General features: G+C 63.6%; 18 protein-coding genes. 13 read left to right on the forward strand and 5 right to left on the reverse strand.

Annotation, left to right across the window (positions count from 1 at the left end):
* The first annotated feature begins 7 nt into the window (after window positions 1–7).
* The 7 genes from OW521_RS15270 (at window position 8) to proC (ending at window position 8,438) form a co-directional block, all read left to right on the forward strand.
* Window positions 8–649 (forward strand): ArsR/SmtB family transcription factor, encoded by a 642-nt coding sequence (locus OW521_RS15270; RefSeq protein ID WP_268020467.1) that lies wholly within the window; start codon window positions 8–10, stop codon window positions 647–649.
* A 119-nt stretch (window positions 650–768) separates the two neighbouring features.
* On the forward strand, window positions 769–3,495 hold the full coding sequence (gene topA, locus OW521_RS15275; protein WP_268020468.1) for a type I DNA topoisomerase: 2,727 nt from the start codon (window positions 769–771) through the stop codon (window positions 3,493–3,495).
* A 323-nt stretch (window positions 3,496–3,818) separates the two neighbouring features.
* Window positions 3,819–4,706, forward strand: coding sequence for a hypothetical protein (locus OW521_RS15280; protein WP_268020469.1), 888 nt, complete (start codon window positions 3,819–3,821; stop codon window positions 4,704–4,706).
* 153 nt (window positions 4,707–4,859) lie between these two features.
* Window positions 4,860–5,357 carry an SseB family protein gene (locus OW521_RS15285; RefSeq protein ID WP_268020470.1) on the forward strand — a complete coding sequence of 166 codons (498 nt, stop codon included), beginning with the start codon at window positions 4,860–4,862 and terminating at the stop codon, window positions 5,355–5,357.
* Window positions 5,358–5,428: 71 nt separating this feature from the next.
* A complete protein-coding gene (locus tag OW521_RS15290) occupies window positions 5,429–6,493 on the forward strand; it encodes a Ppx/GppA phosphatase family protein (protein ID WP_268020471.1) in 1,065 nt (354 codons plus the stop codon).
* A gap of 1 nt (window position 6,494) precedes the next feature.
* Window positions 6,495–7,331 carry a sugar phosphate isomerase/epimerase family protein gene (locus OW521_RS15295; RefSeq protein ID WP_265977989.1) on the forward strand — a complete coding sequence of 279 codons (837 nt, stop codon included), beginning with the start codon at window positions 6,495–6,497 and terminating at the stop codon, window positions 7,329–7,331.
* A 276-nt stretch (window positions 7,332–7,607) separates the two neighbouring features.
* Window positions 7,608–8,438: a pyrroline-5-carboxylate reductase gene (gene proC / locus OW521_RS15300; protein ID WP_268020472.1), complete on the forward strand. Its 831-nt coding sequence runs from the start codon at window positions 7,608–7,610 to the stop codon at window positions 8,436–8,438.
* 44 nt (window positions 8,439–8,482) lie between these two features.
* On the opposite strand, the gene OW521_RS15305 is transcribed toward proC, so the two are convergent.
* Genes OW521_RS15305 through OW521_RS15315 form a run of 3 tightly spaced genes read right to left on the reverse strand, consistent with a single transcriptional unit; the run spans window position 8,483 to window position 11,612 of the window.
* Window positions 8,483–9,454 carry a magnesium transporter CorA family protein gene (locus OW521_RS15305; RefSeq protein WP_268020473.1) on the reverse strand — a complete coding sequence of 324 codons (972 nt, stop codon included), beginning with the start codon at window positions 9,452–9,454 and terminating at the stop codon, window positions 8,483–8,485.
* Between the two features lie 45 nt (window positions 9,455–9,499).
* Entirely contained in the window at window positions 9,500–10,138 is a 639-nt protein-coding gene (locus tag OW521_RS15310) for a potassium channel family protein (protein ID WP_442781277.1), read from the reverse strand.
* Window positions 10,139–10,178: 40 nt separating this feature from the next.
* Window positions 10,179–11,612 (reverse strand): TrkH family potassium uptake protein, encoded by a 1,434-nt coding sequence (locus tag OW521_RS15315; protein ID WP_268020475.1) that lies wholly within the window; start codon window positions 11,610–11,612, stop codon window positions 10,179–10,181.
* Window positions 11,613–11,724: 112 nt separating this feature from the next.
* Here OW521_RS15315 and OW521_RS15320 point away from each other — a divergent pair, with 112 nt between their 5' ends.
* Together OW521_RS15320 and OW521_RS15325 are read left to right on the forward strand one after the other, a co-directional pair.
* The gene (locus tag OW521_RS15320) at window positions 11,725–12,936 is read left to right on the forward strand and encodes an acetoin utilization protein AcuC (protein ID WP_268020476.1); all 1,212 of its coding nucleotides are present in this window, start codon (window positions 11,725–11,727) and stop codon (window positions 12,934–12,936) included.
* Window positions 12,937–13,031: 95 nt separating this feature from the next.
* The gene (locus OW521_RS15325) at window positions 13,032–13,586 is read left to right on the forward strand and encodes an ArsR/SmtB family transcription factor (RefSeq protein WP_268020477.1); all 555 of its coding nucleotides are present in this window, start codon (window positions 13,032–13,034) and stop codon (window positions 13,584–13,586) included.
* A gap of 17 nt (window positions 13,587–13,603) precedes the next feature.
* Here the strand turns inward: OW521_RS15325 and OW521_RS15330 are convergent, their stop codons facing one another.
* Window positions 13,604–14,908: an alpha-hydroxy acid oxidase gene (locus OW521_RS15330; RefSeq protein ID WP_442781161.1), complete on the reverse strand. Its 1,305-nt coding sequence runs from the start codon at window positions 14,906–14,908 to the stop codon at window positions 13,604–13,606.
* A 79-nt stretch (window positions 14,909–14,987) separates the two neighbouring features.
* Between OW521_RS15330 and OW521_RS15335 the strand changes: the two genes are divergently transcribed.
* Window positions 14,988–15,692, forward strand: coding sequence for a FadR/GntR family transcriptional regulator (locus OW521_RS15335; RefSeq protein WP_268020478.1), 705 nt, complete (start codon window positions 14,988–14,990; stop codon window positions 15,690–15,692).
* On the opposite strand, the gene OW521_RS15340 is transcribed toward OW521_RS15335, so the two are convergent.
* Complete coding sequence (locus OW521_RS15340) at window positions 15,682–16,695, reverse strand: LacI family DNA-binding transcriptional regulator (protein ID WP_268020479.1); 1,014 nt, start codon at window positions 16,693–16,695, stop codon at window positions 15,682–15,684. The genes OW521_RS15335 and OW521_RS15340 overlap by 11 nt on opposite strands.
* A 315-nt stretch (window positions 16,696–17,010) precedes the next feature.
* On the opposite strand from OW521_RS15340, the gene OW521_RS15345 reads away from it, so the two are divergent.
* The 3 genes from OW521_RS15345 to OW521_RS15355 all read left to right on the forward strand — a co-directional run bounded on the left by OW521_RS15345 (window position 17,011) and on the right by OW521_RS15355 (window position 18,796).
* On the forward strand, window positions 17,011–18,153 hold the full coding sequence (locus tag OW521_RS15345; protein ID WP_268020480.1) for a 3-deoxy-7-phosphoheptulonate synthase: 1,143 nt from the start codon (window positions 17,011–17,013) through the stop codon (window positions 18,151–18,153).
* A gap of 158 nt (window positions 18,154–18,311) precedes the next feature.
* Window positions 18,312–18,524: a helix-turn-helix domain-containing protein gene (locus tag OW521_RS15350; protein ID WP_265977972.1), complete on the forward strand. Its 213-nt coding sequence runs from the start codon at window positions 18,312–18,314 to the stop codon at window positions 18,522–18,524.
* A gap of 173 nt (window positions 18,525–18,697) precedes the next feature.
* Entirely contained in the window at window positions 18,698–18,796 is a 99-nt protein-coding gene (locus tag OW521_RS15355) for a 30S ribosomal protein bS22 (RefSeq protein ID WP_003792170.1), read from the forward strand.
* The last annotated feature ends 278 nt before the right edge of the window (window positions 18,797–19,074 follow it).

The following is a 19,074-nucleotide window of genomic DNA, read 5'->3' on the forward strand; positions in this document are numbered from 1 at the left end:
TGTTCCGGTGAATGAAGACAACGGGGTATCCAACGGGCTGGCATCCCCGAAACGCCGGAAGCGGCCCGGGAAAACGGTGGTGATCACCGACCCTAAAGCCATCCGGGCGCTCGCCCATGCCGCCCGGCTTGAGGTCATCTCTGAGCTCTACTCAACCCAGCTGAGCCGCACGGCAACGGAACTCGCGGCACAGACAGGGCTTACGCCCAGCGCCATGAGCTACCACCTGCGGGCCCTCCAAAAATGGGGCATCGTGACTCCTGCGGACAACGAAGGCGATGCACGCGAGCGCCGATGGAAGGCCGCCGGTTCGGACTTCACCATCAAATCGGGCGGCAACGCTCCGAGCCCGGAGATCGCCGTCGTCGAGCTCGAACTGGACGCGTTCCGGCGTCGGGCCACCGCCTTCACCCGGGCCCGCGGTGAGCGGCGCAAGCGCGGAGAGACCGCGAACGAAGCGGCCGCCATGCTCTTGTCCAGCGATCTGCTGTACCTGACTTCGGATCAGCGGACGGATCTCAAGGCGAAATTCCAGGACCTCATTAGGTCATATGAGCTCGAAGATCCCACGCAGATTCCCGAAGGCGCGGTACGAATCGCTACGATGTGGTCAATGATTCCGGACGACCGGACGCCGCCCGCAAACTAGTTCACTGCACTGTTTCTCCGCAGCAGTTATCCACGTGGAAACGCACGATTCTGCAAAATATGGTGAACTAGGCCAATATGGGCACCAGCCCAAGCAATTCATTTTTCTGTAGGAGAACCGTGCCCAGCAAGGCAAAAACCGGCAAGAAACTCGTGATCGTGGAGTCTCCGGCCAAGAGCAAGACCATCGCCAAGTACCTGGGCGAAGGCTTCATTGTCGAGGCTTCGATCGGCCACATCCGCGACCTCCCGCAGCCGTCGGACCTCCCTGCAGAACTGAAGAAGACTTCGGTGGGCAAGTTCGCCGTCGACATCGAAAACGACTTCAAGCCGTACTACGTGGTGTCTCCGGATAAGAAGAAAAAAGTCGCCGAACTCAAGGCCCAGCTGAAAGACGCTGACGCGCTCTACCTCGCAACCGATGGGGACCGCGAGGGCGAGGCCATCGCGTGGCACCTCCTGGAGGTCCTGAAACCCAAGGTTCCCGTCTACCGCATGACCTTCGGTGAAATCACCAAGGAAGCCATCCATCGCGCCATGGACAACTTGCGCGACGTCGACAGCGCTTTGGTGGACGCCCAGGAAACGCGCCGCATCCTGGACCGCTTATACGGCTACGAGATCTCCCCGGTGCTCTGGCGAAAAGTGGCCCGGGGCTTGTCGGCCGGCCGGGTGCAGTCCGTCGTGACCCGCATGGTGGTTGACCGCGAGCGCGAACGCATGGCCTTCAAATCCGCGTCCTACTGGGACTTGACCGGCCAGTTCGGGACCGGTTCCGCGTCCTTCAAGGCGAAGCTTGCTGCCGTGGACGGCGCGAAGGTGGCCAGCGGCCGCGACTTCAACGACGACGGCGCCCTCACCTCTTCGAACGCCGTGCACCTCAACGAGGAACTCGCGACGTCGTTGGCGGCCGGACTGGAGACCGCGGACTTCCGCGTCCGCTCGGTGGACACCAAGCCGTACACGCGCCGTCCCGCCGCACCGTTCACGACGTCGACCCTTCAGCAGGAAGCCGGCCGTAAGCTGCGCTTCACCTCCAAGAGCACCATGCAGATCGCCCAGCGCCTGTATGAAAACGGCTACATCACTTATATGCGTACGGACTCCTCCGCATTGAGCGACGAAGCGCTCACAGCCGCCCGCCGCCAGGCCGCTGAGCTGTACGGTCCCGAGTATGTGCCGCAGTCTCCGCGCGTCTACGCCAACAAGGCCGCCAACGCGCAGGAAGCCCACGAAGCCATCCGCCCCGCGGGTGACTCCTTCCGCACCCCTGCGCAGGTGGCAAGCCATTTGACCGGCGACGCCTTCCGCCTCTACGAACTCATCTGGAAGCGCACCATCGCCTCCCAGATGGGCGACGCCAAGGGCTCCACGGCCACCATCCGCCTCGGCGCGGTGGCTGCCGATGGGCGCGACGCCGAATTCTCGGCCTCCGGTACGGTCATCACCTTCCCGGGCTTCCTCGCAGCCTACGAAGAAGGCAAGGACGAGAGCCGCGGCGACGACGACTCCGATGAAGCCCGCCGCCTGCCCAACGTTGCCAAGGACGATTCCCTCACGGCTTCAGACATCGTCGCCGTGGGCCACGAGACCTCCCCGCCGCCGCGGTACACGGAAGCGTCCCTGACGGCGGAGCTGGAAAAGCGTGGCATCGGCCGTCCGTCCACCTACGCGTCCACCATCTCCACCATCCAGGACCGCGGCTACGTCCGGAAGCAGGGCTCCGCGCTGGTTCCCAGCTGGATCGCCTTCTCCGTAATCCGTTTGTTGGAGCAGCATTTCACCGACTACGTGGACTACGAGTTCACGGCGGACATGGAAGGCGACCTGGACAAGATCGCCAACGGCCAGGCCGTTGGTGCCGCTTGGCTCAAGCACTTCTACTACGGTGAAGACGCCGATCCTGGACTGCTGAGCATCGTCAACAACCTCGGCGAAATCGATGCCCGCGAGATCAACTCCGTGCCGATTGCCGAAGGCATCACCCTGCGCGTCGGCAAGTTCGGCCCGTACCTGGAGAGCTCGATCCCCACTATCGACCCCAAGACCGGTGAGGTCGTGGAGTCGGCGCGTGCCAACGTCCCCGAGGACCTCGCACCGGACGAGCTCACTGCGGCCAAGGCCGTGGAGCTCATGGAAACGGCAGCCCCTGAGGAACGCGTCCTCGGCGCGGACCCGCACACCGGGCACAGCGTGGTTGCCAAGAACGGCCGTTACGGCGCCTATGTCACCGAGATCATCCCGGAAATGACGGAAGAGCAGCTGGCAAACCAGCCGGTGGAGTATTACAAGAACGGCAAACCCAAGCCGCCGAAGAAGCCGGTCAAGGCCAAGCCGCGCACAGGTTCGCTGTTCAAGTCCATGTCCGTTGACTCGATCACGCTCGACGAAGCAATGCAGCTCATGAGCCTGCCCCGCGTCCTCGGCGCGGACGCCGAAGGCAACCCCATCACGGTGCAGAACGGCCGCTTTGGGCCGTATTTGAAGAAGGGCACGGACTCGCGGTCCATCGGCTCCGAGGAAGAGATCTTCACCATCACCCTGGAACAGGCACTGGAGATCTACTCCCAGCCGAAACAGCGTGGTGCACGTTCAGCCGTGCCACCGCTGGCCGAGTTCGGTCCGGACCCGGTCTCGGAGAAGAACATCGTGGTGAAGGAAGGTCGTTTCGGTCCGTACATCACCGACGGCGTCACCAACATCACGGTTCCCCGCGCCACGTCCTTGGAAGAGCTGACCCGGGAGCAGGCCATCGAGCTGCTCGCCGAGAAGCGCGCCAAGGGCCCGGTCAAGCGGACCACCACGGCCCGTAAAGCGCCAGCGAAGAAGGCTGCGGCGAAGAAGTAGTTCTGGGGTTGCCGAAATCGTGGATGTGGGCCGGGGGCTGCGTTCTGGAACGTAGTCCCCGGCCCACACCCACGTACGGGGTTTCCTGGGTTTCCACATAGCTCGATTGGCCGCTTCCGGGCACTCCGCTGTTCGCCGAAGCTGGTGCAGTGAACAGTTATGGAAACATTGACTCCGTTGTCCCGGTGGACCCGCTGGCGGAACTTTGGGATTACATGGAACCGGCGGAATCCTCGGCACCTTGCGCACCTCCGGGCCCTCAAGCCGCCGTGGTTCCAGCGCCCATACGCCTTGGCGCCCCCTCGTTTCCTGTGGATGGGGACATGTGGCGGACAGAGGAGCTTCTCTCCCAAGGACTCAGCAAACGGCAGATCAATGAGCACCTCCGCTCCGGCTCGCTGGTGAGGGTCCGGACGGGCGTCATGGTCCGTGGCACCTTCTGGCATGGGCTTTCGGACGATGGCCGGGAGCGCGCTCAGTTGGCGGCGTATTGCCGTCGGACCCTCCGCGTTACGGCGGACGGGCTGACGTTCAGCCATACCTCCGCAGCACGTCTGCACCGTTTGTATTTGTGGAGGGCGGATCACTTGATCCACGTCATCATTCCGTACCACGCAGCTAGCGGATCCCATGCGGCCGACGTCCGGGCTCATTCAGGCCTCCTCCTGCCCGGGCAACGGATAGAGATTGACGGACTTTCGGTGACATCACTTGACCGCACAGTTCTGGACTGCGCGCAGATACTGAATTATCGGCAAGGCCTGATTCTCTTGGACCACGGTTTGAGGCGCGGATGCAATCGTGAGTGGTTGGAGTCAGCCTGTGCCAACCTGGTCGGTGCCCGGGGAGTCGCCGCGTTCCGAAAAGCCCTGGCCTTTGCGAACCCATTGTCCGAATCCCCAGGGGAGACATTGACCCGGGACGCGATCGCCAAACTCGGCTTCCCGGAGCCCGTGCTCCAGTTGCGGGTCCAAACACCTCGCGGCGCTTACCGGTTCGACTTCGCGTGGCCGCACCTTCGGGCCGCGCTCGAGTTCGACGGCAAGGCAAAGTACTTCGACTACAAGCCAACTGCGGAAGTGATCTTCGAAGAACGGCAAAGGGAGAAGCTGCTGACTGAGCAGGGTTGGCGGATCCTGCGCATTGATTGGAAAGGCCTCTTCGACGAACGCGGCCTGAAAGTACGCCTGCTCAGGCTACTTCGGGCCTGAGATCGTGGGTCCGGGCCGAGGACTACGTTCCGGGACGCAGCGTACGGCCCACACCCACGATCTCGGCGGCGGACGATTGGGCGGTGGGCGGCGGGCGGGCCGGGAGCAGGCCGGGAATTGCGTCCTGCACGTCAACCGTGATCGAGTGGAACCATGACAGATCAGCCAGCTGCCCCGGAATCCCTGCCCTTGAACGATCTCGAGTCCAAGCTCGCGAAGGCAGGACAAGCCGACGCGAACCCCGTGGACGTCATCCTGTCCTTCTTGAACAACGAGGTCTACATCCTCAGCGCAGACTCCCTGGATAGGCCCGATGCCGCGGTGGAACCACTCGTGCTCTCGAACGCCGAGGGCCAACCAGTCCTTGCTGTCTTCAGCCACCCCAGCCGGGTGGAATCGCACTTCCTCGAGGCCGCACCCAACGTCCTTGGTACCCATGGCGCCGCGATCCTGGATAGCATCGGTGACGAGCTTGGCCTCGTGATCAACCCCGGCAGCGAGCACGGCTTCGAGATGGGCCCGGAGGGCATCGCCAACGTCCGCCGGGACTTCACCCGCGCCGACGAAGGTGACGACGCGGCGACACACGCGGCTCCGCACGCAGCCACTAGTCCCACCGACGGCGCCGCAAACGCCAGACCCCAGGAATAATTGACTAGCCGCCAGCACGAATCGGCGGTCGCACTTGCTTCACTCGCTTCGAATCGGGGAATAATGGCAGAATGCGTCTTGGCGTCCTAGACATCGGTTCCAACACCGTCCATTTGCTTTTGGTGGACGCGCACCCGGGCGCACGCCCGGTCGCGTTTGCCTCCCATAAGCGACCCCTTTCGCTGGTCCAGTTCCTGGACGCCGAAGGTAACATCAACGACGCCGGACAACACGAGTTGATCGAGTTCGTCCTTGAAGCGTGGGAGTTCGCAGCCCGCCACAAGGCCGAGGATCTACTGGCCTTTTGTACGTCGGCTATCCGGGAAGCCACCAACGGTCCCGAAGTCCTGGCCAGGGTGAAGCACGAGACTACCGTGACGCTGCAGGAACTGACCGGTAGCGAAGAGGCCTCCATGACCTTTTTCGCGGTTCGACGCTGGTATGGCTGGGGCGCCGGTCCCATCCTGGACCTGGACATCGGCGGCGGCTCTTTCGAAATGGCATTCGGCCAGGACGAGCTGCCCGAGCTCGCGGTGTCCGTCCCCCTGGGCGCCAGCCGCTTGACCCGGGACTGGCTCCACAATGACCCGCCGTCGGCCAAGAGCGTCAAGGAGCTGCGCAAGTACATCCGCCAAACACTCAAACCCGTGGTGCGTGAGTTCAAGCAACTCGGCCGGGCCAACCTGGTGGCCGGAACCTCCAAGACCTTCCGTTCACTTGCGCGCATCGCGGGTGCGGCCCCCAGCGGTGCCGGTCCGTACGTCAAACGCGAGCTCCATGCCACGGACTTGGGACTCTGGGCGCAGCGCATCTCGGCCATGACGGTCGAGGACCGGCTCTATCTCCCGGGGGTCTCGGATGCGCGGGCCGGGCAGATCCTTGCTGGAGCCCTCGTGGCCGAGGCGGCCTTGGAAATGTTCGAGTTTCCAAGCATGGAGATCTGCCCTTGGGCATTGCGCGAAGGATTGATCTTGCGCCGACTCGACCAGCTGATCTTCGACGGCCCGCTGGCCCCGGCCCCGCATGTCGGGCTCGGCGGCGCCGTACCGGTGCCCCGCATGGGCGCCAACACCCGAACGGCCGCGCCCGCGGCAGCGTCCATCCCCATCCCAACCGCCGGCAGGCAGGCCAACTGACATGAGCACCGACGTCGAGCACTCCGAAGAAGACACGCCGAGGATCCCGGTGGCGCTTTCCAGCGCTTCTGTCTATCCACTCAGCGTCCATGACGCGTTTGCGGTAGCCCAGGACCTGGGGTACGACGGCGTCGAGGTGATGGTGACCAACAACGCCACCAGCCAGAACCCGGATGCCTTGATCCAGCTCAGCCATCGTTACGACCAGCAGATCGTCTCCATCCACGCGCCCACCTTGCTGCTGACCCAACAGGTCTGGGGTCCGGCGTGGAACAAGATCGAGATGTCCTGCCAGATGGCGCGGGAGGTGGGCTGCAACACGGTGGTGGTCCACCCGCCGTTCCGCTGGCAGTCGAACTATGCCGAGAACTTCGCCGCCGGTGTGCGCGAGATCGCGGCGATGTACCAAGTGCACATTGCGGTAGAGAACATGTACCCGTGGCGCGTGCGCGGCCGGGAAGCGCTTGCTTACCTTCCGCACTGGGACCCGATGGGCCAAGATTACGACGACGTCACGTGGGACTTCTCGCACGCCGCCACTGCCGGGGCCAACAGTCTTGAGGCCGTGCGGGCGCTCGGGAGCAAGTTGCGCCACGTCCACCTCACCGACGGTTCCGGTTCGGGCAAGGACGAGCACCTGATCCCCGGGTACGGGACCCAACAGTGCGCCGAGGTGCTGCAGCATCTGGCATCCAACGGATTCGAGGGCACAGTGGTTGCCGAGATCTCCACCCGCAAGGCAAAAGCTGCCGGAGAGCGCGAGGAGTGGCTCGCTGAAACCCTGCGCTTTGCGCGCCAGCATTTGGGAGCGCCACTCGTGGGAGCCTTCGAGATCTAAGGGCTGTTGAGATTTAGCCCCACGCTCCTTAAAGCGAGAAAGCACCGGCGGTCGATACGGGAAAATGGGGGGAAACCCGTTCGACCACCGGTGCTTGTGGCGGACATCCCCATGCCCGCCTCATCACTCGCACCCTCAATGAGGTAACTACTAAGTTACGGAGCGATATTGGGTGCAGCCTGCAATAACCTTGGGAACTAGCTGGGAATCCTTGGCGCCTCTGGACAACCCTGCAATTGGTTCTGCTGTGCGCGGCTGAACTGGCATCATGGAGCCATGAGCAACCGAATCGCATTCCTTGGCTGTGGATCCATGAACGAGGCCATTCTGGGTGGCTTGCTGGCCGCCGGAACGGATCCGTCGGACGTCGTCGCCACCGTACGTCGCGCGGAACGCGCCGCCGAACTGGCCGAGCGCCACCATGTCATGACCATCGCCGGAGTAGAGGAACCAGACAACAACAAGCTGGCCACCAAAGGCGCGTCGGTTGTCATCTTGGGTGTCAAGCCCGTGGGCATTGCTGATCTTGCCCGCGAGATCTCGCCCGCGCTGGCCAAGAACACCATTGTGATCAGTGTTGCCGCTGCCGTGTCCATTGCCCAGCTGGAAGCAGCGTTGCCGGCGGGCCAGCCGGTCATCCGCACCATGCCTAACACGCCCGCCAAGCTCGGCCGCGGGGTGGTCTCCGTTTCTCCCGGAACCAACTGCACTCCCGAGCAGCTCCAGCAGGCCAAGGACATCCTCGCCGCGGCAGGAACCGTGGTGGAAATCCCCGAGGAACAGGTGGATGCCCTGTCTGCCATCAGCGGCTCCGGCCCCGCGTACGCGTTCTACCTTGCCGAAGCCATGGCCGCCGCCGGGGTCGAACTTGGCTTGGATCCCGAGCTTTCCCTCATGATTTCCCGGGAGACCGTGGCAGGTGCCGGCTTCATGCTTGCCGAGCCCGGCGCGGATCCGACCGCACTGCGCATCGCCGTGACCAGCCCCAACGGCACCACGGAGCGCGCCATCGCGGCCTTCAATGAAGGCGGCATACCCGCGATCATCGCCGCCGGAGCCCGTGCAGCGGCTGCCCGCGCCGCAGAAATCACGCAGCAACTCGCCTAGCCTTCTCCCTCAAAGAGGCCCGCTGCCTGAGCCGCGGGAGTCGGCTAGATCCAGTCCCGTTTCTTGAACGCCAGGTACAGGAATATTGATCCTCCGGCCATGAGTGCGCTGGAGAGCCAGAGACCGTAATCGTTCTGGAAGCCGAAGAAGGGCACGTTCTGCCCGAAGAAGCCGGTGACGGCGGTGGGGACGGCGATGATAGCGGCCCAGCTGGTGACTTTTTTCATGACCAGGTTCATCTGGTTCCCCTGGATGCTGATATGCGTTTCCAGGATGGTGGTGACCAGGTCACGGAGCGATTCCGTCCATTCAGTGGCACGCAGAACATGGTCGTAGACGTCCTGCAGGAAGGGCTGCATCGCGGGGCTGCAACCGACGAGGTCATCGCGGCGCAGGAGGGTGTTGAGGACTTCGCGCATGGGCAGGATCACGCGGCGGAGCCGGACCAGGTTCTTGCGCAGCTCGAAGGTCTTCCGCTGCAGGTCGTGGTCGGGGGAGTGATCGTCGAAAAGGGATTCTTCGAGAGTGTCGATGTAACCGTCGAGTTCCTGGACGGCGTCGAAATGCCCGTCGACGATCAAGTCCAGCAGGCCCCAGAAGAGGAAGGGCACCCCATGGGCGGTCAGGTCAGTTTCCGCATCCCAGTGCGCCATCAACTTGTCTGTGTCGAAATCAGGGCCGTGCACAGTCACGAGGGCGTTCCGGCTCACGAATGCCGAAATCTCGGCGATGGCGAGTTCGCCGGTGCCGGACTCCAGCCCCGCCTGATAGGCCGACAGGAACAAATGGTTCGGGTACCGGTCCAGCTTGGGCCGCTGGAAGTCATGGACGGCGTCCTCAACGGCCAGGCGGTGGAGCCCATACACCGTCTCGACGCCCAGGAGGTCATCCGCTGTCGGATTGGTGAAGTCGATCCACAGCACCACGTCATCCTGGTGGGCAAGGGCCTCGATCTCATGGGCGCCGACATCGTCGCGTTCGAGTTTTCCTTCGCGGTACAGCCGTATGAATACCATCCGCCCCATGCTACGGCAGCCGGCTCCAAACAAACTCGAGGGTAGTTACGGCCGGGCCGCGAAGCGCTCCAGCAGGTCCACGTGCCCGGACACAATCAGCATGTCCCGGCCCGAAACCTTCGTGTCCGGCCGGGCATAGGTGAAGTCCTCGCCCGGGGATTTCACGCCGACAATCGTCACGCCGTACTTGGAGCGGACCTTGGACTCATCCAGCGTGAAGCCCACGGTTTCCTTCGGCGGGTACATTTTCACGATCGCGAAGTCGTCGTCGAACTCGATGAAGTCCAGCATGCGCCCCGATACGAGGTGGGCCGCACGGACCCCGGCGTCGGCCTCGGGATAGATGACGTGGTTGGCGCCGATTCGCGTGAGGATCTTGCCGTGTGAGGCAGTGATCGCTTTAACCCAGAGGTGTTCGATGCCCAGATCCACGAGGTTCACCGTGATGAGCACCGAGGACTCGATCGACGTACCCACTCCGACCACTGCGGAACTGAATTCCTGCGCGCCGAGCTGGCGGAGGGCGTCGATGTTCGTGGCGTCGGCCTCCACCACATGGGTCAGGACGGACGCCCAGGTCTGGACGAGCGTGCGGTCCCGCTCGATGGCCAGGACTTCGCGTCCCTGCTTGACGAGCTGCTCGGCAGTGGCTGCACCGAAGCGGCCCAGGCCGATCACCAGCACGGGGGCGTTGTGCGCCGGCCGGTTGGGGGCGCCTGTTGAATTAGCCAATGATTGGCCTCTCTTCCGGGTAATGGAATAGCTGCCTGCGCTGGCGGAGGGCCAGGGCGGAGGCAAGGGTGATGGTGCCGATGCGGCCGGCGAACATGAGGGCGGCGAGAATGTAGACTCCCGACGGCGGCAACTCGGCACTGAGGTTCGTGCTCAGGCCCACCGTTGCGAAGGCTGAAATGGTTTCGAACAGTACCCGGTCCAGGCTGGCCCCGCTGATGGCCAGCAACAAGAATGCGGCTGCGCATACCAAGGTGGCACCAGCGACGATCACTGAGATGGCCACCCGCATGGTGCCCTCGGGGATCGTGCGGCCGTAGACCTTGACGTCGTCGTCGCCACGTGCCTCAGCGACGATGGCAAGGAACATGACCGCGATAGTGGTCACTTTGATGCCGCCCGCCGTCGACGCCGAACCGCCGCCGGCGAACATGAGCGCGTCCGACAGCAGCCTGGTGGTGGAATCCATATGGCTCTGGTCAACCAGGTTGAAGCCTCCGGAGCGCGTCATGACCGAGGCGAAAATGGAATGCGTGATCTTGTCCCCAAGGCTCATGTTGGCGATGGTGTTGGTGTTGTCCCACTCCATCAGGGCCCAGAGGGCTGCGCCGGCAACGAGGAGTATCAGGGAAACCTGGATGGTCAGCTTGGTGTGGAGGCTCCACTTCTTCCAACGGAGACCGTGCCTCCGGAGCACCAGCATCACGGGGAAGCCGAGGCTGCCGAGGAACACGCCAAGCATAAGCGGCACCAGAATCCACAGGTCCGCCTCGTACGGCACGATTCCGTCGGAATGGGGTGTGAAACCGGCATTGTTGAAAGAAGAGATCGAGTAGAAGGCCCCGTGCCAGACGGCCTGCCAGAAGTCCTCTCCGAGTGTGACGAACCGGGGAATCATCGCGACGGCCAGTACGGCCTCGATGGTCACAGACGTCGAGATGACGATCCGCAACAAGGTACCCACTTCGCCCAAGCGTCCTGCGTGGTTCAAGGCCTCCTGGGCGATGAGCTTGCCCCTCACTCCCAGCCGTTTGCTGACCATGAGCGCCAGGAGGGAAGCGAGCGTCAGGGTTCCCAATCCCCCTACGAAGATGCCCACGAGAATCACGAGCTGGCCGAAGAAGGTCCAGTGCGTCGCCGTCGACACAACGGTCAAACCGGTCACACAGACGCTGGAGACAGCGGTGAACAAGGCCTGGTGGATGGGGGTGGCCGCGCCGTCAGCCGATGCCGCCGGCAGGGAAAGCAGACCGGTGAACAAGAGAATCGCGAGGCCATAGGCCGTCAGGGCCAATCGGGCCGGTGAGGTGTTGGCGATGTTGTCGATGAAGTCGCGGATACCCGTGAAAATCCACAGGCCTCCCCGCTCCGGCTGGACGGTTTGCCAGCTGGCCGGGTCTCGGGACCTCGACTGGCTCTGAGTCATGGCGGTGCTGTTCGCTTCTGGTCGATTGATTCTGCTTTCTTGAGTAGTAAACCACTAATCGCCCGCTGTAACGGGGCAGGTGCGCTCCCGCGGCTCGGGTAGCCTGTCATTGATGACTTCCTGGGCCGGCCTCCGTCCGTCCGCGCTGCCAACGACGGTGGCGTGGGATCCCGCCATGACCGCATACAATTTCGGTCCCTCGCATCCGATGGCCCCCGCGCGGCTGGAACTGACGGCCAGGCTCGCCGCGGCGCTCGGACTCTTCGACCTGGAGCATGTGTCCGTCCAAGCGCCCGGGGTCGCGACCGACGTCGAACTCCTCGCCGTTCACAGCGCCGAATACGTCGCCGCCGTGCGGCGCGCCAGTGAGGACCCGACGACGCCGGACCCGGAACGCGGGCTCGGCACCGAAGATGATCCCGCGTTTGCGGGAATGCACGAAGCAAGCGCCCGTCTTGCGGGCGGATCGTTGCTCGCGGCCGAGGCCATCCTGTCCGGTACCGCGGTCCGGGCCGTCAACTTCGGCGGCGGCATGCATCATGCTTCCCGTGAGCGGGCCAGTGGGTTTTGTATCTATAACGACGCCGCCCTCGCCGTGCAGAGGCTACTCGACGGCGGAGTCCGGAGGGTTGCGTACATCGACATCGACGCCCACCACGGTGATGGCACCCAGAGCATCTTCTGGAACGATCCCAGGGTCCTGACGATCTCCCTGCACGAGAGCGGCCTTTCGTTGTTCCCAGGAACGGGATTCGCCGACGAGATCGGCGGCCCGGATGCGCTCGGCTCAGCCGTCAACGTGGCCTTGCCTGCGTGGACGGGCGACGCCGGGTGGCTGCGCGCGTTCCATGCAGTTGTGCCGCAACTCGTCCGGGCCTTTGAGCCGGAAGTCATCGTGAGCCAGCACGGCTGTGACTCCCACAAACTCGATCCCCTCACGCACCTCAACCTCAGCGTGGACGGCCAACGCGAGGCGGCCACCGCCGTCGCGGGCCTCGCCGCCAGGGTCTGCGAGAACCGCTGGATTGCCACCGGGGGAGGGGGCTACGACATCACGGGAGTGGTGCCGCGGACCTGGAGCCACTTGATAGGAATCGTGGCCCAGCACCCCGTGCAGTTGACGGCTCCGGTCCCCGAAATCTTCCGGAACTATGTCAAGGAGAAGTACGGGGAATCGGTTCCGGAACTCATGGGCGACGGCGTCGACACATGGTGGCGCTCGTGGGAGGTGGGGTACGACCCTGCCGACGCCGTGGACCGCACCGTCATTGCCACCCGCAAGGAGATCTTTCCCCTCTACGGCTTGGATCCCTGGTTCGACTGATGGTTGTTCGGCCAGCTGGCGCAAAGCTGGGTCAACACCGCGCAGAAGCGAAATAGTTGATGCCTTTTGGCGTATATGTCGCTAGGGTGGGAGGCATGGTGACTGACGACGTATTTGCCGTCATTGCTGAGGCAACCCGGCGTGACATTCTGGTTTCCCTCCGCTCTGGGGATAAAGCTGTGGGGGAACTGGTGGAGGAGCTCGCAGCGAGCCAGCCCACCATTTCAAAGCATTTGAAGGTACTCCGCGAGGCGGATCTCGTCAGCATGCGCGCACAGGGGCAGAAACGCTACTACGCGTTGAACCCCAAGCCGCTCGCCGGGGTTGCCGACTGGCTTGAGACGTTCGACGTCGGACCCGCCCGGCCCGCAGCCGAAGCCTCCACCGTGGCTGGTAGCCCGCGCGCCGCGAGGAAGCAGCTTCCGCAGCCCGACGAGGAACCCCTTGGCACACCGTCGGCGAGCACCGACGTCGTGCGCTCGCCTGAGCCCACGCCGGATTCCGGCGCCGCTGCCGCCGCGGCGGGGATGGACGACACCATGCCGCAGCAGATCGGCCGCACGGTTGGCCGTGCCGCCACGAAGGCAGCGGACCTCTTGGCCAACCTGCCGAATCTACCCAATCTGCCGAAGTTCGGCCGGAAGAAGTAGGGAAGGCCAGCGGCAGGTTACCTGCTCAGCAACCGCACGTGGTCCGGGGTCAGTTCCGAGACCTTCGTTACTCCAAGCAGGGCCATGGTGCGGGCCATGTCCTTCTCCAGGATCTGGATGGTGCGGTCCACGCCGGCGCGGCCGCCGGCCATGAGTCCGTAGAGGTAGGCCCGGCCGATCAGCGTGAAATCGGCGCCGAGGGCAAGGGCCGCCACGATGTCCGCGCCGCTCATAATGCCCGTGTCGAGAATGATGGCCGCGTCACTGCCGTCCGCTTTCAGGGCGGCGGCGACCTCCGGAACGAGGTGCAGCGGAATCGGCGCGCGGTCCAGTTGGCGTCCGCCGTGGTTTGAAATCACGATGCCGTCCGCGCCGTGGTCCACCACCTTGCGGGCATCGTCCACTGTCTGAATGCCCTTGACTACCAGCTTTCCCTTCCACGTTTCGCGCAGCCAGTCGAGGTCGTCAAAGGTCAGGGTGGGATCGAACATGGAATTGATGAGATCGGCCACTGTGCCCGTGTAGCGCGAGAGTGAAGCGAAGGTCAGTGGCTCGTGCGTGAGGAAGTTGAACCACCAGGCGGGCCGATAGGAAGCATCCAGCACGGTCTTCACGGTGAGCGCGGGCGGAATGGTCATGCCGTTGCGGACATCGCGCAACCGGGCGCCCGCGACGGCGGTGTCAACCGTGACCATGAGGGTGTCGTTTCCGGCCTTGGCGGCGCGCTCGATCAGTTCGAGTGACTTGTCCCGATCCGTCCAGAGGTACAGCTGGAACCAATTGCGGCCGTTCGGTGCGGCCGCGGCAACGTCCTCAATGGAAGCCGTGCCCATGGTGGACAGGGTGTACGGAATACCAGCCGCTTCGGCCGCCTGCGAGCCCGCGTACTCACCCTCCGACTGCATCATGCGCGTGAATCCCGTGGGTGCTATACCGAACGGAAGCCGGGACATTTTGCCCAGGATCTCGGTGCTGAGGTCGATGCTGGAGACGTCGCGCAGGATTCCCGGCCGGAACTCGATGTCCTGGAACGCCTGGCGGGCCCGGCGGAGGGTGATCTCAGCCTCGGCCGCGCCGTCCGTGTAGTCGAATGGTGCTTGGGGAGTTCGCCGCTTGGCCATGTCCCTTAGTTCCCAAATGGTGGATGCGCGGCGCAGCTTCGCCGCGTTGCTGAACTCGGGCTTCTTGAATTTCATCAGGGGAGCCAGGTCGGAGTACTTGGGAACCCGGCGCTTCAGTGCAGCGGGGCGCCCGACGGCGGTGGGGACGTTCGCGGGCACCTCGAGGGAAGGGGCGCTGCTCGGCTGGACTGTCTGCGTCATGATGCTGTCTCCAGTGTGTTTGTGTGGTTGGACCACACTCTATGCCATGTGGTCCAACCACATCAACTAGTATTTATCCATGCGAACGCACGAACTCGTCCTCAGTTGGATCGAAAAGCAACTGTCGGACGGACATTTGGTGCTGGGCGGGCGGCTCCCCGCCGAACGGGCGCTCGCAGAGCAACTGGAAGTCTCAAGGACATCAGTCCGTGAAGCCATCCGGATCCTGGAAGCCATGGGTGTGGTCCGGGCCGGCGTGGGGTCCGGCAAGGACGCCGGGACAGTGGTCATCGCCGAACCGGCCACGGCCCTCGGCTCCGCGCTCCGCCTCCATGTGGCCACGCAACATTTGCCCGTCGCGGACATCGTGCAAACCCGGGTCCTGCTCGAATCGTGGGCGGTATCCCGCGCCAAAGCCGACGCCCCCGAACTCGCGGAAGCAGCGAGGCTGCTGGACGAAATGGACGCAAGCTCCGCCGTCGACGGCTTCCTCGCGCTGGACGTCGCCTTCCACCTGGCGCTGGCGGAAGCCGCGGGAAATGCGGTGGTGAGCACCATCATGGGCTCGCTGCGCGAAGCGATCGAAGGCTACGCCGCGGCCCTGACTGCCAACCTGCCGGATTGGGACAGCACCGCGAACCGCCTGCGGTGCGAGCACCGCGCCATCTTGGAGGCGCTGAACAACGGCGACGGCGGCCGGGCAGCGATGCTCGTCACCGCGCACATCGAGGGGTACTACCGGGAAGCTGGGCTGGGCCGGCCTCCCGCGGAGACTAGGCCTTGACGGGTCCGGTGCTGCCCCTGAGCTCAATCCGCGGGGGGAAGTAATTCGTGGGGGACGCGGCGTCGTTGGCCTGAATCTGCTCCCGCATGCGGCGCCACGCAAGATCGCCGAGATCGGTGATCGGCACGGCCGCGGTGGTCAGTGGAGGCATGGTGTACCGGGCGAAGGGCATGTCATCGAAACCCGTGAGCGACAAGTCTTCCGGCACGCGGATCCCTCGCTGGCTCAGGCCACTCAACAAGCCCATCGCTGCGACGTCGTTGAAGACGAGGATGCCGGTGGCGCCGCATGAGGCGACGGCATCGCTCGACTCAAACCCGGCGTCGAACGTGTTGCCTCCCGGAATGAACTGCAATTCGACGTCCGGGTACTCGGCCGTGAACTTCTCGAGCCCCCGGAGCCGCTGCACGTTGGACGCGCTCCGGTCCGGACCCGTCAGATAGGCCAATTTTCGATGGCCCAGCTCAACGAGATGGGCGGCGAGTTCCTGGATGCCTTGGCCGTAGTCCACTACGAGGCTGGGTGTCGGTACCGACTCGGTGGTCCGGTTGATGAGCACGAGCGGATAGAGGGTGGGGGCGAGTTCTTCGAGTTCGGCGTCGCTCATGCGGGGGGCGCAGAGAACGACGCCGTCGCAACGCCGCCGGGCTTCCCCGGCGAGAATTGCTTCTTCACTGGAGACCTCGGATGAGTCCGCGATCAAAACGCGGTAGCCGTCGCGGGCGGCGGCAATGCTGAGCCCACGAAGGATGGCCTGGAACGTCGGGTTGGACAGGTCCGGAACCACGATTCCGATAGTGTCCGTTTTTCCCAGGGCCAGGCTCCGGCCTACTGGGTTTGGTTTGTATTTCAGCTCGGAGGCGGCTGCGCGAACGCGCGCGGCAATGTCCACGTCCACGGTGGTATTGCCGTTCATGACACGGGAAACGGTGGCATGCGAAACGCCGGCCATGGATGCCACATCTGCGATGCCCACCCGCCGGGTGTTTCTTCTGCCTGGCATGGGTTCCTTCCTGGAGTTGCTGCCGCCTCGCGAGCGGCGATTTGTTCTGAGGTGAAGTTTATATTGCGTGGGGAAGCGGTTTCTCTTGATGTCGTTGCATTTCGATTTGCGAGCGGCTGGAAGCCGAGGCTATGGTTTGGCTATGACTAACCGTTGGTATGCGTATTTTTCGTTGGCTCTGGAGGGGCCCGCGTCTAACTGACACGCATCCAACTTTCCTTCAGAGCCAACAGGGCAGAGATCATTCTCTGCCCTTCGCCATTTCCAGGCGGGCTCTAAGTAGGGTCCGCTCCTCTCCGGAACAGGACCCACTTCATGACCAGCATCGCCGCAGAGCCCAGCACACATAACGCGGACATCGGGGCTGCCGCCGCGCAGTCGACGTCGAACCTGCGCGTAAGCCGCTTCGAACCGCTCCCCACGCCGCAGGAAATCAGCGCGGAACTGCCGTTGGACGCCAGGGCCTCGGCCGTCGTCGAGCGCGGACGCGACGGAGTCCGCGCAATCATGGACGGAGTTGACGACCGCCTGCTCGTGATCGTTGGCCCGTGCTCCATCCACGACCCGAAGGCCGGCTTGGAATACGCCCGCCGCCTCGTCAGCCAGGCCGAGAAGCACAAGGAGGACCTGCTGATCGTCATGCGGGCCTACTTCGAGAAGCCGCGCACCACGGTGGGCTGGAAGGGCCTCATCAATGATCCCCACCTGGACGGCAGCCACGACATCGCGGCCGGGCTCCGTACGGCGCGCGGATTCCTGCAGCAAGTCACGGCCCTCGGCCTGCCGACGGCCACAGAGTTCCTGGAACCCATCAGCCCGCAATACATGGCCGACCTCGTGGCGTGGGGTGCCATTGGAGCCCGTACCACCGAGAGCCAGATCCACCGCCAACTCGCCTCCGGACTCTCCATGCCGATCGGCTTCAAGAACGGGACCGACGGCGACCTCCAGGTAGCGATCGACGCTTGCGGTGCGTCTGCCGCACCGCAGGCATTCTTGGGAATCGACGGCGATGGCCGCGCCGCCCTCGTGGCGACCGCGGGCAACCCGGACACCCATGTGATCCTGCGCGGTGGCCGAAAGGGCCCGAACTACTCCGCCGCCGACGTCGCCGAGGCCTCGGAGAAGCTCTCGGCCAAGGGATTGAATCCCCGGCTGATCGTGGACGCGAGCCACGCCAACAGCGGCAAGAGCCACCACCGCCAAGCCGAGGTTGCACTGGAGATCGGCGCCCAGCTGGAGGACAACGTGGCTTCGCCGATCGCCGGAGTGATGCTGGAAAGCTTCCTGGTAGGCGGGGCACAGAACCTGGATGTGGAACGGCAGCTGGCTGGGGAACAGGACTTGGTGTACGGCCAGAGCGTTACTGACGCCTGCATGGAATGGGAGGTCACAGTGTCCGTCCTGGACCAGTTGGCGGCCTCGGCACGCAAGCGTCGTGTGGCAGCTGCCGACTAGCGAAAACCATGCCCACAGTTGGCTGAAACACTTTCACTTTGGTACCAGCAGCCTCTAGAGTATCTAGCACATGGTTGTTTGATGGCTCAGCATCGGCACACCAGGTAATGAATGCTGGGGTTCGCCGCTAACCGCTGAGAGCAAAGGAATATGGAGAAATGTCCGCAGAGACTAACTTCTCGAACGCGCGTTTCATGACCGTGGCCGAGGTTGCCGAAGTCCTCCGGGTTTCCAAAATGACCGTGTACCGCCTGGTCCACTCGGGAGAAATGCCAGCCGTCCGTTTTGGGCGTTCATTCCGTGTCCCCGAGGAAGCAGTGAACCAGTACCTCAAGGGTGCGGTCGTCGATGGACGCTCGGAGACCGCTTGAGACTTGCTTGGTTTACATAGGGCCAGCGGTCATTGGGTGCCCCCGATAGGCGGTACCCTGTTAAGGAACGTTTTACGTCATTGTAAGAATCTGTCAGTTGTAAAAGTCTGTTGCTCAGTTCAAGGACCTCACCCAGCAGACAGAATCTCAATCTAGTTTGGTAAGGAACTTACGTGGGTTCAGTTATTAAGAAGCGCCGCAAGCGTATGGCCAAGAAGAAGCACCGCAAGCTGCTTCGCAAGACCCGCCACCAGCGCCGCAACAAGAAGTAGAGATACTTCCTACAGCGTGAATGCCCGTTGCCTTTCGAGGCTGCGGGCATTTTTGCGTTCATCCCCCGATGACGCTCGCTCACGTTTGTAGCTTGTTTCGATGACGCTCGCTCCCTTATGCGCCCAAAAAGCCGAACCCTCCTTCACATCGAGTCGCCCAGTTCATATCGAGTGCAGGAGGGTTAATCATTTCGCCGAAAGATCTGCAGGAGGATCGGCCAAAACCGGCGCAGAAGTGAGCGAGGATCACCGGCTAGGTGGTCGGACGTGAGCGAGCG

This window comes from Arthrobacter sp. MMS18-M83 (assembly GCF_026683955.1).
Classification (GTDB): domain Bacteria; phylum Actinomycetota; class Actinomycetes; order Actinomycetales; family Micrococcaceae; genus Arthrobacter.